Raw genomic sequence first — 18,753 nt, 5'->3', positions numbered from 1 at the left:
CTACAAAAAGTAATCTTAAAGCTATTATCGTTCCAACAGAACGATAATGAATTGACTGTGCCAAATAACTACAAGTAGCTATTTGTATTGGTCACTCAGTTCATTGAACCCAATGTTGCTTCCGAAGAAACAGTCTTTGCCTAAGCAAGGACTTATTGGATTATCATCAACGAGTGCCCACACAGATTGATAGGTTTATATTGTTAAAGAGCTTTGCTGCGAGAGTTTCTCTCGAAGTGGAGGTGAATTCTAACGAGATAACTGAAAGAGTCAAACACTTTTTCAATTTCTTTTCTCAGTTGCCTTTACCTCTCTGACTAACGCTGAAGCCTTGCGGCGTCTGCCCTGTCAGTGGATGCGCATTATAGGGAACTGGTTTTTATTGGCAAGCCTTTTTGCAAATTAATTCATGAAAAGTGACTATTCGGTGAAATTATCAGCAAGATGGTGAAAAAGAGGGCATTTAGCCCTCTTTGTTGATGAACAATTTGATTAGCAGTTAGATAAAAGCATAGGCATCTGCGAACATTCGATCGCTTCGTGCCTGCTTGTTTTGAGTAAATTGCTCACGAGCAGCGCCTGCCATTTCGAAACGGCCTGCTATATAGATATCAAACGCTTCTAGAGAATCAAAGTCTTCACTCACCGCCTCTAATACGTTACCCACTTTACCTTGCCATTCACTTGGTGCTTGTTCTACAACCGGAATAAAGTGCACATTTTCATACTGCTCGGCCAAAGTAACGAGTTCATCTTTTGCATATAGCTGGCAGTTGTCGCGAGCGCCCCAGTATAGATAAATTGAATTCTCTTTCTTTTGTGCAACGCAATGGTCCAAGATTGAACGTACATAACTAAAGCCTGTACCGCCCGCAATCAGAAGCAATGGTCGTTCACTTTCTTCTTTTACCCATGCATCCCCATGCGGAGCATCAATAGTGATAGATGTGCCATCACTTAGAGCCGTTTTCATCGCTTCAACAACTTCATGCGCATAAGCATTTTGCTCTGCCGCACCAATATGTAACTCAAGCTCACCTTCATGACGGCAAGGGCTACTGGCGATAGAAAATGGGCGCTTGTCTTTTTCACCCATAACAACCATTAGATATTGGCCCGCTTTAAAAGCAACAGGCTGTTCAGGATGAAGCAGAATACGATAGGTATTAGCTGCGAGTGACTCTATCGACTTAACTTTGCATTGAATACTCATGGGGTTCCTCTTACTTACTCTTCAAAGGTAAGTACTAAATTACTTTCTGTATAGGCAAGGCATGAGAATATCCACCCTTGCTGTTGTTCTTGTTCTGTGAGCATCGGTTCCAGTTCATAGCGGACTTCACCCGATACTTTTTTACACATGCACATAGCACATGCCCCCACCTGACAACGATGTGGAAAGCTTATATTATTGTTGAGCGCTGCTTCCAACACCGTCTGTCCTGATGGGACTTCAAATGTTACCTGACTCGGTAATAGCGTAACGGAATTTGCCATTACAGACCTAATTGATGCCATATTGCATCAATTTTGTCGACCAACTGTGGATCTTTCTTAATAGGTACCCCCCACTCCCGAGAGGCTTCATCGCCGAGCTTATTGGTTGCATCCAAAGCAATGCGCCCAACATCAGCACTACGCTCAAGCAAACTATCACGTGCGGGGTCCATACGAGTCGTCACGGCCCATATGACATCATTCCAATCGCGAATGTTCACATCATCATCGCATACTACAATAAACTTAGGATCGACTAGCGGAGATAAATGCGACCATATCGCAGCTATCACTTGTTGTCCTTCACCCGGATTTTGCTTATCAATCGAAACTAAGACCATCTGTCCACATAGTGCACCTTTAGGCAGATAGATGTCACAAATGATCGGGTTCGCCAATTTTATCTGTTCAAGAATCGCATCCGGCTCTAATAACTCGCCTTTCACCTCTGCGGAACTCGTAGCCAATTCGGCTTGCCACTTAATCGTCGCATCCCAACCAATTTTTGATCCAAGCCCTACCACTGGCGAAGCAAAATCCAATGAATCTATTGGCGTATGTTCAATCAGCAAGGTATCACGCACTGGGTCCATATTTTGCGTCATCGCTTGCACCACTTCATCCCAATTACGTGCGTCAAGCGACTCATCACACACAATGACAAACTTGGTATACATGAACTGACGCAAGAAAGACCAAACCCCCATCATCACGCGCTTAGCATGACCTGGGTATTGTTTCTTCAGCGTGACAATCGCCATTCGATATGAGCAGCCCTCTGGCGGCAGATAGAAATCCTCGATCTCAGGAAATTGTTTTTGCAAGATAGGCACAAAAACTTCGTTTAATGCCACGCCAAGCACAGCTGGTTCATCTGGCGGACGCCCAGTGTATGTGCTGTGATAAATTGGCTTGTTCCGCATCGTAATGTGGGTGATAGTGAAAACGTGATGCTTTTCTTTTTCGTTGTAGTAACCCGTATGATCGCCATAGGGTCCTTCATCAGCAAACTCTTGCGGATCAATATAACCCTCTAGTACGATTTCAGCACTGGCTGGAACATCAAGATCGTTACTGAGAGATTTAACGACCTCGGTGCGACTGCCTCGCAACAATCCAGCGAAAGCATACTCTGATAAGCTATCAGGAACTGGGGTTACTGCGCCTAAAATGGTGGCAGGATCAGCGCCGAATGCAACTGAAACAGGGAATCGCTCACCCGGATGAGTAGTCATCCAATCTCGTAAATCTAACGCACCACCTCGGTGAGCAAGCCAGCGCATAATGATTTTATTTTTGCTTATTTTTTGCTGACGATAGATCCCAAGGTTCTGACGTTTTTTATTTGGACCTTTGGTGATGGTTAATCCCCATGTAAGCAAAGGCGCCACGTCATCTTGCCAGCAACTCATGACTGGAATCTTGTCGAGATCGACCTCGTCACCTTGCCACACAATTTCCTGACAAGGGGCTTTGCGTAAGCGCTTAGCGGGCATATTGAGAACTTGTTTAAAGACCGGAAGTTTATCAAGCGCATCTTTAAAACCACGCGGTGACTCTGGCTCTTTCAAGTACGCCAGTAGTTTGCCAACTTCACGTAGCTCTTTCACCTCAGACCGTCCCATCCCAATCGCAACGCGTTCTGGTGTGCCAAATAAGTTGGTGAGTACCGGGTAATCGTAACCTATCGGATTTTCAAACAATAAAGCCGGACCGCCAGCACGCAACACGCGATCGCTGATTTCAGTCATCTCATAGTGGGGATCGATAGGGTGAGTAATGCGTTTTAGTTTCCCTAGCTGCTCAAGCTGATCAACAAATTCGCGCAAGTCCTTAAAACTCATAGTTCTTCTAATGGCTGGTTAAACTGCATGCAGTATATCAAACAAAGCAGGATCTCCGATCCCTCTTTTGTATGTGGGTATTACGCGACTCTACTGGCTAAGTGCACTAATAATCGCATTACGCTTAACTTTTTTATCACTCAAAATGAGCTCCGACAACCAGGCTGAATATCCTTGCTGAGCCAATTGATCAGCAACAAATGATGCCTCGTCACTGTCTCTCATTCGCGCGACTAAAAACGTTTTAACTTCTTCGCTCATCGGTTTAATGCGCGTTAATTCTTGCAACGCTAACTGACGTAAATTGGGGTTATTAGACGCTTGCATGATTTGCTGCTGAGAAAAAGCATCGCCAACCTGGGCCAATCGACTCAGCTCGTTTTGGCTGTGGTGATCGGCTTTCATTAGCCAAACCAATTTGTAGGTTTTTGGGTCTTCACTGACTTGAGCGAGCCGCACCATTACTTCCGAAGAGGGTAACCAACTCACTACCACTTCATCAGTTAATTGACGAGTAAGCGCATTGACCGCCTCTAAAGAAAGGCTGTCTAACTCACGGATTAATAATTTTTCACGGGTTTGTCGCTGATAGTCAGAGCCTTCAGATAGCCAATGATGTAAGTCGAGCTCTTGTCGCTCTGCCTGCATCACAAAATCGAGTATTGATTGATCTTGCTGCCAACGTTTGAGTAAACGGCTCGCGATAGCAGGAAAATTAAACGCAGGAATACTAAATTCATAGCCGTCACCTTGTTCCAATATTTGGTAGGTCGGCACCATCGATTTTTGTTGTTCAACAAAAATGGCCATTTTCGGCGTGAGAATCATCTCTTGCTGCTCAAGCTTTTGTAGCAATAAGTAGCGAGCCACCTCTTGTTGTGGAAAGGCCAATCTTTGAAGGGAAAAATTTAGACTATCGAGATCGTCTTCAACCACATGCTGTAAAAGCTCTGACACTTTATTGTGCATATGATCGCTTTGCAGCCACAGTTCGACGCGCTCGGGTGGCATTTCTGTCGCGACAGCATTAGGTGTAACCAATGCCAAAAATATGGACAGGAGAAGCGACGACAACATTCCTTGTTGCATGTTAACCTCCTTGTAACATTTGCATTCATTGTGCTCTTCGTCTGACGAGAATGCAAACAAAAACGCCACCGTAATCACGGTGGCGTTTTTTAAATAATGAAATTATTGACGGCGCATTGCGTCGAAGAACTCATCGTTGGTCTTCGTCATTGCAAGCTTATCAATTAGGAATTCCATCGCATCGGTTTCGCCCATTGGGTGAACGATTTTACGTAGAATCCACATTTTCTGCAGTTCGTCGGTTTTCGTCAGCAACTCTTCACGACGAGTACCTGAACGGTTGAAGTCAATCGCAGGGAAAACACGCTTTTCCGCAATCTTACGGTTTAGGTGCAGTTCCATGTTACCTGTACCTTTAAATTCTTCGTAGATTACTTCGTCCATCTTAGAACCCGTGTCCACTAGCGCAGTAGCGATGATAGTTAAGCTACCACCCTCTTCTACGTTACGTGCAGCACCGAAGAAACGTTTTGGACGATGTAGTGCGTTTGCATCCACACCACCAGTCAGTACTTTACCTGATGAAGGTACTACGGTGTTGTATGCACGCGCTAGACGAGTAATCGAGTCAAGCAGGATCACTACGTCTTTTTTGTGTTCAACAAGACGTTTTGCTTTTTCGATAACCATTTCTGCCACTTGTACGTGACGAGATGCTGGCTCATCAAATGTCGATGCAATTACTTCGCCTTTCACAAGACGTTGCATCTCAGTTACTTCTTCCGGACGTTCGTCGATAAGAAGTACCATTAATTCACATTCAGGGTGATTGTAAGCAATGCTTTGTGCAATATTTTGCAGCAGCATTGTTTTACCCGCTTTTGGCGGAGCAACAATCAGACCACGTTGACCTTTACCAATTGGTGAAGCCAAATCCAAGATACGAGCCGTAATATCTTCCGTTGCACCATTACCACGCTCCATAACCATGCGTTCATTAGCATGTAGAGGTGTCAGGTTTTCAAATAGGATTTTATTACGAGCGTTGTCTGGTTTGTCGTGGTTTACCGTGTTTACTTTCAATAATGCAAAGTAACGTTCGCCATCTTTTGGTGGGCGAATTTTTCCGGCAATCGAATCACCTGTACGCAGGTTGAAACGACGAATTTGACTTGGCGAAACGTAAATATCGTCAGGACCAGCAAGGTAAGAGCTGTCTGCGCTACGTAGGAAACCAAAACCGTCTTGTAAAATTTCCAGAACCCCATCGCCAAAAATATCTTCACCGCTTTTCGCATGCGCTTTTAGGATGGCAAAGATGATGTCTTGTTTTCTTAGACGAGCCAGGTTTTCAAGGCCTAAGCTTTCGCCAAGTTTGACAAGATCAGAAACAGGTCTGTTCTTCAGTTCTGTTAGATTCATGGTGGTAGATGCTTGTTTAGTCAAAATAGGATCTGTTTTGTAGTTAAGATGGATTCGGTCTCTGGATCGACCAAGAAGAGAATACTTGTTTAATTTACGTGCGATAAATTAGCACTAAATACTAGCCTAGTCTATCTTTTGTTGCCGTTCAAAAACAAAACCGCACATTAGTAAAATGTACGGTTCTATTTAACAGCGAGTATTACAGGTTAGCGTCCAAGAACTCTTTTAATTGAGTTTTAGACAATGCGCCAACTTTCGTTGCTGCTACGCTACCGTCTTTAAATAGTAGTAGCGTTGGAATACCGCGAATACCAAATTTAGGTGGTGTACCAGCATTTTGATCGATATTCAGTTTACCGATAGTGAGCTTGCCTGCGTATTCTTCTGAAATTTCGTCAAGAATAGGCGCAATCATCTTACAAGGACCACACCACTCTGCCCAAAAATCAACAAGAACTGGGCCTGCAGCATTGATTACGTCGTTTTCAAAACCATCATCAGTCAGCTGCAAAATATTATCACTCATCGTCCACTCCACTGTATTTTTCGGAACTGGTTGGATGATAACCAGTATTGAGATGCCCTATTGGAATGTATTTACTTTCGTATTGCAAGCTTAAGCTGATATTCTATAGCGATGAAAAAGACGCACATCACAGAGCAAAAGTTCGCCGATTTGGGGCTCAACCCCCAAGTTACAAAGGGTTTGGAGCAAAAAGGGTTCGAATTTTGTACCCCTATCCAAGCACAGGCGTTGCCGGTCCTGCTCTCCGGCCGTGATATTGCAGGCCAGGCCCAAACGGGTACTGGTAAGACGTTAGCGTTCCTTACTGCTACTTTTAACCACCTACTGACGACACCTGAGCATGAAGGCCGCAAGCCAAATCAGCCACGTGCCATCATCATGGCTCCAACGCGTGAGTTGGCGATTCAGATCTTTAATGATGCTGAACCGTTAATTGCAAGCACTGGAATCAAAGCCGCATTAGCTTACGGCGGCGAAAGCTATGAAAAGCAGGTAACCAAACTTGAGCAAGGCGTAGATATCTTAATTGGTACTACCGGTCGTATCATCGACTTCTACAAACAACGTGTGTTCAATCTAGATCACATCCAAGTTGTCGTGTTAGACGAAGCCGACCGCATGTTTGACCTTGGCTTTATCAAGGACATCCGTTTCTTATTCCGTCGTATGCCGGAACCAAAAGAACGTTTGAACATGATGTTCTCAGCAACGCTTTCATACCGTGTACAAGAGCTTGCTTTTGAACATATGAATGAGCCGGTGCCAGTGGTTGTAGAACCTGAACAAAAAACAGGTCACCGAATTCAAGAAGAGCTTTTCTACCCTTCTAATGAAGATAAAATGGCGCTACTTCAAACAATTATTGAAGAAGAATGGCCAGATCGCGCAATCGTGTTTGCCAATACCAAACATATGTGTGATTCAGTTTGGGGTCACCTTGCGGCAGACAAACACCGTGTTGGCCTACTAACGGGCGATGTTCCACAGAAAAAACGTGAGCGTATCCTTGAGCAATTTACTCGTGGTGAAGTCGATATTCTAGTCGCAACGGATGTTGCCGCTCGTGGTCTACACATTCCACAAGTGACTCACGTATTTAACTACGATCTACCTGACGATTGTGAAGATTACGTACACCGCATTGGTCGTACTGGTCGTGCTGGCGCAAGTGGCCACTCAATCACATTTGCTTGTGAACAATACGCGATCAACTTGCCAGCAATCGAAGAGTACATCGAGCACACGATTTCTGTATCGGAATACGATTCGTCTGCTTTGATCCAAGATCTACCGGCGCCGATCCGTCTGCGCACGCGTAACCAGCAACAACGCCGCACTAACACTGGTGGCTCTCGTTCTGGCAATCGCAAACCAAATCGCTCACGCCCACCGCGTCAACAAAAGGATTCTTAAGTCGCTATGAGCCAAGTTGTTCCATCGCCGCTGTACGCCGCTATCGACCTCGGGTCGAACAGTTTTCATATGCTCGTTGTGCGTCATATTGATGGCAGCGTTCAGACCATGGCCAAAATTAAACGTAAGGTTCGCCTTGCTGCAGGACTTAACGAAAAGAATGCGTTGAGCCAAGAAGCCATGCAAAGAGGTTGGGACTGCTTGAGTTTATTTGCAGAGCGACTGCAAGATATCCCAAAAGAAAACATTCGTATTGTTGGCACAGCGACATTACGTACCGCGACCAATGTGGATGTTTTCTTGACGAGAGCAAACCAAATTCTCGGTTATAAAATAGACGTCATTTGTGGCGAAGAAGAAGCTGCTACCATTTACAAGGGTGTTGCACACACCTCTGGTGGCAGTGGTCGCCGCTTAGTCGTGGATATTGGCGGAGCCAGTACTGAACTGATTATTGGAGAGGGATTTGAAGCCAAAGCATTAACCAGCCTGAAAATGGGGTGTGTGACTTGGTTAGAACGCCACTTCAAAGATCGCCAACTTAATATTCGTAACTTCAATCAAGCGATTGATGCGGCGAAGGCGACATTAGACCCTATTTTACAACAATATACCGAGCTAGGTTGGGACGTTTGTGTTGGTGCATCAGGCACTGTGCAAGCGTTACAAGAGATCATGCTGGCGCAAGGAATGGATGAGGTAATCACCCACGCCAAACTCATGCGCCTGCAAAAACAAGCCATGCTGGCTGATCATCTAGAAGAGTTGGATATTGAAGGGTTAACCCTTGAGCGAGCTTTAGTTTTCCCAAGCGGCCTTTCTATTCTCATCGCTATTTTTGAGCTACTCGACATCGATTCCATGACGCTTGCCGGCGGCGCTCTACGTGAAGGCCTCGTCTATGAAATGGTCGATGAGTTAAAACAAAATGACATTCGAGTTCGCACCATCGCTAGTGTTCAAAATCGCTACCAGATTGATCAAGAATACGGCCAACAAGTTGCCGATTTAGCTCAATGCCTACTTAACCAGTGCCAAGAGAATTGGTTAACAGAGCCACAAGCCAGTGCCATGTTAGACACCGCAGCAAAACTGCATGAAATCGGTTTAGCGATCGATTTTAAGAAAGGTGGCGAGCATGCGGCATACTTACTAAAAAACTTAGATTTACCTGGCTACACTCGCGCACAAAAACACCTGCTAGCAGAAGTCGTTCGCCGCTATCGTGAACAGCTCACTTCACTTCCAGAGCAACATGCAATCTCAAGTGCCAGCGCTAAACGTATTCTGCGTTTATTACGTTTATCGGTGCTGCTGACCCATCGCCGTCATCAAGCATTGGAGCCGCAAGTAGAGCTTCAATCAGAAGGAGATAAGCTCTCTTTGTTTATTGATGCGCAATGGTTAGTAAATAATCCACTCACCGCCAGTGAACTAGAGATTGAAGCAAATCGACAAAGTGATATTGGCTGGCCACTGAATATTATCAGTCGCTAATCTCTTTCACCAAGTCGGTCGACAAATGCAAAAAGCCCGCAAATCAATGCGGGCTTTTCTATTTTCATTGGTATCGCATTACCTAAGAAACTTTATCAGCGGTACTCATTCCCATCAGTCGAAATTCTGGATTAACTGACGTTAGTTTTTTCACCAGATAGTTCAATAGGACACCATACATAGGAACAAACAGACCTAAGCTGATGATCAATTTGAAACCATAGTCGACGGCTGCGATTTCCATCCAATGCTCAGCCATAAATGGATCTGGGCTTTGATAAAATGCCACAGCGAAAAATGCCATCGTGTCGATTGCGTTACCAAATAGGGTTGAACAGGTTGGTGCGATCCACCACTGTTTCATTTGGCGTAAGCGGTTAAATACTTGTACATCCAATACTTGGCCAAGCAAATAAGCCATAAAACTTGCCGCGGCAATACGCGCAACAAATACATTGAATTCGCCTAGATGACTGAAGCCTTGATATTGACCTTCAAAGAAAACGACCGAAAGTAAATAAGAGACAACCAATGCCGGCAACATCACCAAGAAGATGATTTTACGCGCCATTTGTGCACCAAAAATACGTACCGTTAAATCCGTTGCTAAGAAGATAAATGGAAAAGTGAAAGCGCCCCACGTGGTGTGGAATCCAAAAATGGTAAACGGCAACTGAACCAGATAATTGCTCGATGCAATAATGATCAGGTGGAACAAAGCTAAATATAGAAGGGCGTTGCGCTGTTGCGCAGACGTGAAGTTACTCATGCGATACCTTTTTAGTTTGGTTTGGGGGTGAGGGAACCCAAATCGTGCCCACCGCGTTATCTAAAATAGAAAACGAAGCGAATACTTACCAACAATGTTTAAAAATAAAAGTTTATTTGTTCTGACTGCCTGGTATTTGATACCGAACAGCGAGAGGCGGGCGATTATACATTAACCAGTTTTGTCTGCAAGATGGATTTTCACCTCACAGACTGCCTATTCATCAGACAATGTAAAACCTTGTTGGAACAGGCTCGCAAGGTAAGCAAACTCGGGTTGGCAATCAACTCCAGAGAGGCTTTCAAACCAAACACTTTCGCTGTAGTGCTCAGCTTTGAGAAACATTTGGCACTCTTCAAAATCAATCAACCATGAATGAATATCCGCATCACACTGTTTTTCGATCACCGCCGCTGGTAGTGCAGCGAGCAAGCGTTCGGCCATTTTGGGGAACGAATCAAAATCAAAATCGGGCGCTTTAATGACGACTCTTCCCTGATCGGCTTGATATTCAATCAAGCCAAATTCCATTTTATTAGCCATGCTGAGTAATGTGTTCCTGAATTAAATCTAAGAATGGATCGGCGTATTTTTCGAGTTTACGGTGGCCTACTCCATTCACCGCCAACATCTCACCATAAGATGTAGGTAAGATCTCCGCCATATCAATTAAGGTGGCGTCACTAAAAACCACGTAAGGAGGTAAACCATCCTCATCGGCAATGGATTTACGTAATTTGCGTAGCTTAGCAAACAGCTTCTTATCGTAGTTTTTACTCGATAGTTTGTCTGATTTTGCTGCGCGGGCGGCCGTATCTAAGCGAGGTACAGCGAGCTCAAGCGTCATTTCACCACGTAATAGTGGGCGCGCTTCTTCGGTTAGCTGCAACGTAGAGTTGCGAGTGATATTTTGGAACAGTAAGCCTTTATGGATCAGTTGGCGGAAAATACTCACCCAGTAATCATGGCTGTGATCACGCCCCAAACCATAGGTTGATAGCTTATCGTGGCCTTGCTCGCGGATACGAATGTTTTGCATACCACGCAGCACTTCCACGACATAACCAATACCGAAACTTTGATTTACGCGATAAACACAAGACAACGCTTTTTGCGCTTCTTGGGTGGCATCGAAATGTTTAGGCGGATCTAAACAAATATCGCAGTTACCACAAGGCTTATCACGATATTCGCCAAAATAATTCAATAACACTTGGCGACGACAGGTTTGCGCCTCAGCAAAAGCGCTCATCGCATTGAGTTTGTGTGCTTCTACCTGCTTTTGCGGCCCGTCATCTTTTTCATCCAGCATACGACGTAACCAGCTAATATCCGCTGGGTCATATAACATCACCGCTTCTGCCGGCAAACCATCACGACCGGCACGACCGGTTTCTTGGTAGTACGATTCAATATTACGTGGAATATCAAAGTGAGCGACAAAGCGTACGTTAGGCTTATTGATCCCCATACCAAAGGCAACGGTTGCCACCACGATTTGAATATCATCACGTTGAAAAGCTTCTTGCACGTAAGCACGCTCGTCCGCATCCATGCCCGCGTGATAACTGGCGGCACGAATATGGTTGTTGCACAGTTTCTCTGTCACCATCTCAACTTTTTTACGGCTACCACAATAAATAATGCCGCAATGCCCTTTTTGGGTATCAAGATAACGAATAATTTGTGAAACCGGCTTATGTTTTTCCAACAAGGTGTAACGGATATTAGGTCGGTCGAAACTGCCTAGGTAATTAAGCGGGTCAACCAACTGTAAGCGACTGACTATATCATTGCGCGTAGCGTCATCAGCGGTTGCCGTGAGCGCCATAAACGGCACATGAGGAAAATAGTGCTTCAGCTGACCGAGGGAAGCGTATTCTGGACGGAAATCATGTCCCCACTGAGAAATACAGTGTGCTTCATCGACTGCGATCATACTCAGGGATAAACCTTGCAAACGCTCGATGAAATCACGCATTAGCACCCTTTCTGGTGACACATAAACCAGCTTAAGCGCGCCCGAATTCATTCGGTTATAGACAGAGATAAGATCTTCACGCGACATAGTGGAGTTAACACATTCAGCCGCCACCCCATCAGCCTTTAACTGATCGACTTGGTCTTTCATCAATGAAATCAGTGGCGATATCACCAAGGTCAACCCTTCGCGCACCAGAGCTGGCACTTGATAACAAAGCGACTTACCGCCACCTGTTGGCATGATCACAAGACTGTCTTGGCCTTGAATTGCCGCCTCAATCACTTGCTCTTGTCCTGAACGGAATTGTTGATAACCAAACACCTGTTCAAGCACGCTTTGTGCAGTGACAGTTATCTCATCGTCAGGTTGGGCTAAAAGTGTCGAGGTCATCTATTTCTCAGTTACTCAGTGCGAGGTAAGTGGCACATTGTAGTGGGGAACGCTGGTGAATAAAACTGCAAATTGTTAGGCGTTTTATCAGGCCGCTTTTATACTGACCAATTCCCCTCTTTTTAAAACAGTTAGTGATCTTGTATGACCCCAGAAGAACAACAACAACGATCGCGCCAAGGTGTCCTGTTTGCTCTCGGTGCTTACACCATGTGGGGTATCGCTCCGATTTACTTTAAATCGTTAAGCGCTGTTGCCCCATTAGAGATCTTAAGTCACCGCGTGGTTTGGTCTTTCTTCCTTCTTGCTGCCCTGCTCCATTTTGGGCGCCACTGGCACAGCGTACGTGATGTGATGGTTGATAAACGCAAGATGCTTTATCTACTCACCTCTTCAATCTTGATTGGTTCGAACTGGCTAATTTTTATCTGGGCCGTCAACAGTAATCATATGCTCGACGCCAGTTTGGGGTATTTCATTAACCCATTGATAAATGTTTTGCTCGGGATGCTGTTTTTGGGCGAACGCTTAAGGAAAATGCAGTGGCTCGCCGTCGCTCTCGCAACCGGTGGCGTCTTAGTTCAACTGATCGCCTTTGGCTCCGTGCCGATCGTCGCGATAGGTTTAGCATGCTCATTTGGTTTTTATGGTTTATTGCGTAAAAAAGTCAGTGTTGGTGCGCAAACTGGATTGTTTGTCGAAACTTTAGTGTTATTACCAGCGGCTGCAGTCTATTTGTTGTGGATAGCAGATTCGGCCACATCCAATTTTGAATTAAACCCGATGAGCTTAAATATTTTATTGGTCTCTGCAGGGGTGATCACCACCTTACCACTATTATGTTTTACTGGGGCAGCGACTCGATTAAAGCTCTCTACACTCGGATTCTTCCAGTATATAGGCCCAAGCTTAATGTTCTTGCTGGCCGTGTTAGTTTACGGGGAAGCCTTTAACCTCGACAAAGCACTTACTTTTGTCTTTATTTGGGGAGCATTGGTCGTCTTTAGCCTTGACGGTTTGCGTAATAACCGTCGTAACAAAAAAGCGCTCAACCACTAATTTTATACAAGACAATTTGGGATTGACTCGATAAGCTTGGTGAAACTTTCACCAAGCTTATTTTGTATGGATCGGGTTAAATACAGTAACACTATCAGTGAATCGATTAATTTAATTGATGCGCGCTATCAACAATTCGCTTTTCAACGTCACTACCATCTCGATTTTCATATTGGTCTCATTACCCAAGGCGAACAGCGTTTTCACCATCAAGGCCAACAGCATCATATCGGGCAAGGTCAGGTGGTGATCATGGCTCCAGATGAATTGCACGATGGGAATTCTGTATTAGAACGCGGCTACCAAACTAAAGTTTTTGCCATCGACCCTAACTGGCTAACGCAACTGGCTCAATACACTCAACCCGATCAAATTTTGAGTTTCCGTCAGACGATTATTTCCAACACCGCCATTTTTAATCAGCTTTATCAACTGCATTTATTGTTAGGTGATGACTCACAAAGTCAACTGGCCAAAGATTGCTTACCACTTGAGGGGTTTGACCAGCTATTCGCTCAGTTTGGCTATGGCCAACAAGAAAAAGTGACGCCACTTGGTCACCAATCCATTGCCACTTTAAAATCCTTTATTTTAGACAATCTTGGTCAAGCGATTCGCCTCGAACAGCTGGCCAACTTATGTCATCTAACCCCAACGCAATTTCAACGCCACTTTAAAATGCAAATGGGTATTACTCCTTACGCTTGGCTAAGTAGATTACGTTTAGAACATGCCATGAGGTTATTGCAACAAGGTCACAACGCCACCTATGTGGCTCATCAAGTTGGCTTCTATGATCAGGCCCATTTCAGTAAAGCATTCAAAAGTAATTTTGGTGTCCCACCCACTCAAATCAATGAGTGATCAAAATTTACAAGCCGACACCAACGTAAATAGTGATAATTAGCACCATTGTTGTTATCTAGAATCTTGTTATGAATGAACTAACTATCCTTGCCACCCTTGCTGCTGTGCATTGGGTTGCGCTAATGAGCCCTGGGCCAGATTTTGCTTTAGTAGTACAAAATGCTTCACGTTACGGCCGTCAAACCGGGTTATTTATTGCCTTGGGGCTATCTTGCGGAATTTTACTCCATTCGATTTTAAGTCTTACCGGCGTAAGTTATTTGGTACAGCAACACCCTACTTTGTTTGCCACCTTGCAGTTGCTCGGCGGTAGTTACTTACTTTATCTAGGCGTAGGAGCTTTACGTGGCGCATTTCAATCAAGTGACGCCTCAGGTGTAAAAAATAAGTCGCAATATTTACTCAGTAATAAACGTCAGGCCTTTTCACGTGGCTTCATGACAAACATCCTCAACCCTAAAGCATTAGTGTTTTTCGTTAGCTTAATGTCGAGCCTTGTGCCCGCAACCATGTCGCTTGGTGGCAAAGGGGCTGCGCTGTTCATCCTTTGGAGTTTATCTTTGCTATGGTTCTCTTTGTTAGCGTGGCTATTGTCGAGCCAACGTCTGCAAAAAAAGCTACATCAACTCAGCAAATACATTGATGGCGTCTGCGGCATCATGTTCAGTTTGATAGGCGCAACCATAATATGGGGCACCATTTCATCACTATTGATTGTGTAGATTGATGGCCAGATCATCGATCGCCCTTTAGCCTTGTAAGAGATCTCTTACAAGATGCTTGGGACATTGCATATAGCGAACATGATAAAAAGCCCAAAACAAAACTCAAGTGATTGATTTTAAATAATATGCTCTATTTTTACTCCGTTTACTACGATGAAGAAATCGATTACATCAATTGTTCTAAATCGAGAAAGCCGTAATATAAACCCTGTCGGAAGGATTCTGACACGGAACAGGAAAAGACCAAGGATTAGGTCATCTTCAGGAAGAAGATACGGTTATTTAGGATGAATAATCGGCACGGATAGCAAATAGGACATTGAACGGACGCAATAGTGACTAGGATGGTTGCTACTAAGGATGGGAAATGGACACCTCTGGACGAGGCAAGGACTGAACATCAGGAAGATGTCATGGACACCGCTCAGGGATCAAGTGATGAGAGCTAATCAGGAAGATTAGTAGACCAGGATAAGGTCAAGGACACCGCTAGGATGGCGACGAAAGGATTACGCTGAAGGACTACAGCACACTATCATGGATTTGATGCATGGAGCACTTTTAGTAGCCGGATTGCTGCGAGTAAGACCATAACCCCGAAGGGCCTAGCCCCTCGGGGTTTTTCTTTTTTCTGCCTATTTATTGCCGCTGCGTTGTTGCCCATTTTCACTCATCCCATCACATAGCTCACTATGCTCAGGGCTTTCGTTTAATTGCCGCCTAGCATCAACTGCAAATAGTTTGGTAAACCATCTCATTATTTAAAGTGCCATTTTTTATTCGCTATGTGCAAAAGCTCTTCTCATTTTTCCGTCTTGCTACCAAATACAGAGTCCATAATACAAAGTAAATTTGAAAACCAATTAAGTTTGTACTGCTTAGAGAGCTTTAGGACACCCATAGGCCAAATACTAAAAAGGCGTACCGAAGTACGCCTTTGAATTCAATTTGATTTGCTGATTAGAGCTTTTCTAATCGTGCATAAGCAGTCACTAACCATTTAATACCTTCACCATTAAAGGCAACTTGTACGCGACTTTGTGGGCCGCTACCTTCAAAGTTAATGATGGTACCTTCACCAAATTTCGGGTGGAGAACACGAGAACCAAGCGTAAAGCCTGTTTCATTGAAGCTCTCTTTCACTACCGTTTGGCTAAAGCGACCACTGCTTGAAGGACGACTCACTTGCGCCTTCATGCGCACTTCATCTAAGCACGTTTCTGGCAATTCACGAATAAAGCGGGATGGCTTATGGTACTTGTCTTGGCCATACAGACGGCGCATTTCTGCGTAAGTGATATAGAGCTTTTCCATCGCACGGGTCATACCAACGTAGCAAAGGCGGCGCTCTTCTTCCAAACGCCCTGCTTCTTCCGCTGACATCTGGCTTGGGAACATCCCCTCTTCGACACCAACCATGAATACCACCGGGAATTCCAAGCCTTTTGCACTGTGTAATGTCATCAACTGTACTGCGTCTTCAAACTCATCCGCTTGGCCTTCACCTGCTTCCAATGCGGCATGCGTTAAGAAAGCAGTCAGTTCACTCATTTCATCCGCTTCTTCTGGCTTTTCAAATTGGCGAGTTGCCGTGACCAATTCTTCCAAGTTCTCAATACGAGCTTTGGATTTCTCACCCTTTTCTTGCTCATACATAGCGAACAAGCCGGAGTATTTCACCACATGGTCAGTTTGCTCGTGCAATGACATTTCACGCGTGTCATCTTCCATGGCATTTATCAGTTCAATAAAGCGACTCAATGCGCCCGCTGCACGGCCAGTCAGCACTTGCTCATCAATCAACGCAACACATGATTCCCACAAGGTGCAGCCACGATCGCGCGCCGCAAAGCGCACCGTTTCTAGGGTTTTATCACCAAGGCCACGTGTTGGCGTGTTTACGATACGTTCAAATGCCGCGTCGTTATCGCGATTGTTTATCAGGCGCAAATAGCCTAATGCATCACGAATTTCCTGACGTTCGAAAAATCGCATACCGCCATAAATACGATAAGGTAAACCCGCTTGCAGCAAGGCTTCCTCAAGCACACGAGACTGGGCGTTATTACGATAAAGCATCGCGGTGTCATTCAACACGCCGCCTTTTTCTTGCCACTCTTTAATTTTGCTCACAGCAAAGCGCGCTTCATCAAGCTCGTTGTAAGCAGAGTAGACAGAGATTGGCTCACCGACCTTTCCATCAGTCCACAACTCTTTACCCATACGCTCAGTGTTATTAGCAATTAGGGTGTTCGATGCTTCAAGAATGGTCTTGGTTGAACGATAGTTTTGCTCAAGACGAATGGTATTCACACTCGGAAATTCCAGAGTGAATTTTTCAATATTTTCAATCTGAGCACCGCGCCAACCATAGATAGACTGGTCATCATCACCCACGATCATCACGTGAGTATCTCGGCCAGCCATCATACGCAGCCAAGCGTATTGGATGTTGTTGGTATCTTGAAATTCGTCTACCAAGATGTGCTTAAAGCGCGCTTGGTAATGTTCACGGATCGCAGTTTTATCACGCAACAACTCATGTGCTCTTAGCAAGATTTCAGCAAAATCGACTAAGCCGGCGCGATCACACGCTTCTTGATAGGCACTGTACAATTGCAGGTAGGTTTTAGTAATTGGATCATGGTAGGCATCAATGTGATTTGGGCGCAAACCTTCATCTTTTTTGCCATTAATCCACCAGCAAACCTGACGTGGAGGCCACTGCTTTTCATCCAAATTTTGCGCTTTAATCAAACGTTTTAATAAGCGCTGCTGATCATCTGAATCAATGATCTGAAAGTCTTCCGGTAGCTTAGCGTCAAGATAATGTGCTCGCAGAATACGGTGACAAATGCCATGGAAAGTACCATTCCACATACCCGACGAACTGCCCATCATCAACTCTTCAATACGGCCTCGCATCTCTGCCGCGGCTTTATTGGTAAAGGTCACGGACATTATCGAAAACGGTGACGCCTGTTCAACCGACATCAACCAAGCAATGCGATGGACAAGCACACGGGTTTTACCACTGCCTGCACCAGCAAGAACAAGTAGGTTTTCGATTGGAGCGGCTACAGCCTCACGCTGTTTATCGTTCAGACCGTCGATAAGTAAAGAAGGATCTATCATGGCTAAGCTACTGGTTATTTATACATAAAAGTTGATTATAACCTAAACAGCTATGCGATATGAGCACAAAACGGAGAAATTTTTTCCACTTTTTTATTGCTTACGCATCAACCAATTAGGTAGCAATTTGCAAACATATTTGTACATTTTATAAATTTAATGAAAGTTTTCTCACGCCTTTTCTATCCTTTTATGTAAGCAAGTTGATGATTAGCTTGTGTATTTAAACAAAGGAATTCAGTCAGAGGAAATTACTATGAAAAAGTCTAATCTAGCCGTTACAGCTGCAATTACAGGTCTTATTGCGTTAGGTGGCACCATGTTAACCGCCGCCCCTGCTGTCGCGGCTGATAAGGAAAAATGCTACGGCGTGGCTAAAGCAGGTAAGAATGACTGCGCAACGAAAACCAGCTCTTGTGCAGGGACTGCCAAAGAAGATAACCAAAAAGATGCTTTCGTCGTTGTTCCGAAAGGTTTATGTGACAAGTTATCCGGTGGCAGCAACGAGTCAGCTTAAGCGACCCGCTACTGCGACTTATCATTCGGTGCGCTGACGCTCAACCAGCGCACCTTACTTATTCCACACATCAACT

General features: G+C 44.7%; 16 protein-coding genes and 1 pseudogene. 6 read left to right on the top strand and 11 right to left on the bottom strand.

Annotated features, from left to right (window positions below; translation table 11 throughout):
• Positions 1-499: 499 nt before the first annotated feature.
• From fre to trxA, 7 genes and pseudogenes are all read right to left on the bottom strand, one after another.
• A complete protein-coding gene (fre, locus tag RH85_RS14275; RefSeq protein WP_006713411.1) occupies positions 500-1,213 on the bottom strand; it encodes an NAD(P)H-flavin reductase in 714 nt (237 codons plus the stop codon).
• 14 nt (positions 1,214-1,227) lie between these two features.
• Positions 1,228-1,497 (bottom strand): 2Fe-2S iron-sulfur cluster-binding protein, encoded by a 270-nt coding sequence (locus RH85_RS14270; protein ID WP_006713410.1) that lies wholly within the window; start codon positions 1,495-1,497, stop codon positions 1,228-1,230.
• Complete coding sequence (locus tag RH85_RS23745) at positions 1,497-1,943, bottom strand: UbiD family decarboxylase (RefSeq protein WP_420895803.1); 447 nt, start codon at positions 1,941-1,943, stop codon at positions 1,497-1,499. Before RH85_RS23745 ends, RH85_RS14270 begins: the two co-directional genes overlap by 1 nt.
• An 11-nt stretch (positions 1,944-1,954) precedes the next feature.
• A pseudogene (ubiD, locus tag RH85_RS14265) lies at positions 1,955-3,341 on the bottom strand (4-hydroxy-3-polyprenylbenzoate decarboxylase); the annotation flags it as partial.
• Positions 3,342-3,431: 90 nt separating this feature from the next.
• Positions 3,432-4,430 (bottom strand): hypothetical protein, encoded by a 999-nt coding sequence (locus RH85_RS14260; RefSeq protein WP_006713408.1) that lies wholly within the window; start codon positions 4,428-4,430, stop codon positions 3,432-3,434.
• A gap of 102 nt (positions 4,431-4,532) precedes the next feature.
• Positions 4,533-5,792 carry a transcription termination factor Rho gene (gene rho, locus RH85_RS14255; protein WP_005594566.1) on the bottom strand — a complete coding sequence of 420 codons (1,260 nt, stop codon included), beginning with the start codon at positions 5,790-5,792 and terminating at the stop codon, positions 4,533-4,535.
• Between the two features lie 202 nt (positions 5,793-5,994).
• Complete coding sequence (trxA, locus tag RH85_RS14250) at positions 5,995-6,321, bottom strand: thioredoxin TrxA (RefSeq protein WP_006713407.1); 327 nt, start codon at positions 6,319-6,321, stop codon at positions 5,995-5,997.
• A 111-nt stretch (positions 6,322-6,432) separates the two neighbouring features.
• Here trxA and rhlB point away from each other — a divergent pair, with 111 nt between their 5' ends.
• Together rhlB and gppA are read left to right on the top strand one after the other, a co-directional pair.
• The gene (gene rhlB, locus RH85_RS14245; RefSeq protein WP_006713406.1) at positions 6,433-7,734 is read left to right on the top strand and encodes an ATP-dependent RNA helicase RhlB; all 1,302 of its coding nucleotides are present in this window, start codon (positions 6,433-6,435) and stop codon (positions 7,732-7,734) included.
• Positions 7,735-7,740: 6 nt separating this feature from the next.
• Positions 7,741-9,231 carry a guanosine-5'-triphosphate,3'-diphosphate diphosphatase gene (gene gppA / locus RH85_RS14240; protein WP_006713405.1) on the top strand — a complete coding sequence of 497 codons (1,491 nt, stop codon included), beginning with the start codon at positions 7,741-7,743 and terminating at the stop codon, positions 9,229-9,231.
• An 82-nt stretch (positions 9,232-9,313) separates the two neighbouring features.
• Here gppA and RH85_RS14235 read toward each other — a convergent pair whose 3' ends face one another.
• The 3 genes from RH85_RS14235 to recQ all read right to left on the bottom strand — a co-directional run bounded on the left by RH85_RS14235 (position 9,314) and on the right by recQ (position 12,374).
• Positions 9,314-10,000, bottom strand: a complete 687-nt coding sequence (locus tag RH85_RS14235) for a 7-cyano-7-deazaguanine/7-aminomethyl-7-deazaguanine transporter (protein WP_006713404.1) — start codon at positions 9,998-10,000, stop codon at positions 9,314-9,316.
• Positions 10,001-10,216: 216 nt separating this feature from the next.
• Positions 10,217-10,543, bottom strand: a complete 327-nt coding sequence (locus RH85_RS14230) for a DUF3630 family protein (protein WP_006713403.1) — start codon at positions 10,541-10,543, stop codon at positions 10,217-10,219.
• Positions 10,536-12,374 carry an ATP-dependent DNA helicase RecQ gene (gene recQ / locus RH85_RS14225; protein ID WP_006713402.1) on the bottom strand — a complete coding sequence of 613 codons (1,839 nt, stop codon included), beginning with the start codon at positions 12,372-12,374 and terminating at the stop codon, positions 10,536-10,538. The genes RH85_RS14230 and recQ overlap by 8 nt, the downstream gene beginning before the upstream one ends.
• A 144-nt stretch (positions 12,375-12,518) precedes the next feature.
• On the opposite strand from recQ, the gene rarD reads away from it, so the two are divergent.
• From rarD to RH85_RS14210, 3 genes are all read left to right on the top strand, one after another.
• On the top strand, positions 12,519-13,433 hold the full coding sequence (gene rarD, locus RH85_RS14220; protein ID WP_006713401.1) for an EamA family transporter RarD: 915 nt from the start codon (positions 12,519-12,521) through the stop codon (positions 13,431-13,433).
• 66 nt (positions 13,434-13,499) lie between these two features.
• Complete coding sequence (locus tag RH85_RS14215) at positions 13,500-14,297, top strand: AraC family transcriptional regulator (protein ID WP_006713400.1); 798 nt, start codon at positions 13,500-13,502, stop codon at positions 14,295-14,297.
• A gap of 71 nt (positions 14,298-14,368) precedes the next feature.
• Positions 14,369-15,022, top strand: a complete 654-nt coding sequence (locus RH85_RS14210) for a LysE family translocator (RefSeq protein WP_006713399.1) — start codon at positions 14,369-14,371, stop codon at positions 15,020-15,022.
• A gap of 963 nt (positions 15,023-15,985) precedes the next feature.
• On the opposite strand, the gene uvrD is transcribed toward RH85_RS14210, so the two are convergent.
• The gene (uvrD, locus tag RH85_RS14205) at positions 15,986-18,160 is read right to left on the bottom strand and encodes a DNA helicase II (RefSeq protein ID WP_006713397.1); all 2,175 of its coding nucleotides are present in this window, start codon (positions 18,158-18,160) and stop codon (positions 15,986-15,988) included.
• Positions 18,161-18,416: 256 nt separating this feature from the next.
• On the opposite strand from uvrD, the gene RH85_RS14200 reads away from it, so the two are divergent.
• A complete protein-coding gene (locus tag RH85_RS14200; RefSeq protein ID WP_006713396.1) occupies positions 18,417-18,677 on the top strand; it encodes a BufA1 family periplasmic bufferin-type metallophore in 261 nt (86 codons plus the stop codon).
• Positions 18,678-18,753: the final 76 nt, after the last annotated feature.

The organism is Vibrio ichthyoenteri ATCC 700023, assembly GCF_000222605.1.
In the GTDB taxonomy this organism is placed as follows: Bacteria; Pseudomonadota; Gammaproteobacteria; order Enterobacterales; family Vibrionaceae; genus Vibrio; species Vibrio ichthyoenteri.
This window is presented reverse-complemented; position numbering and strand designations above follow the sequence as displayed.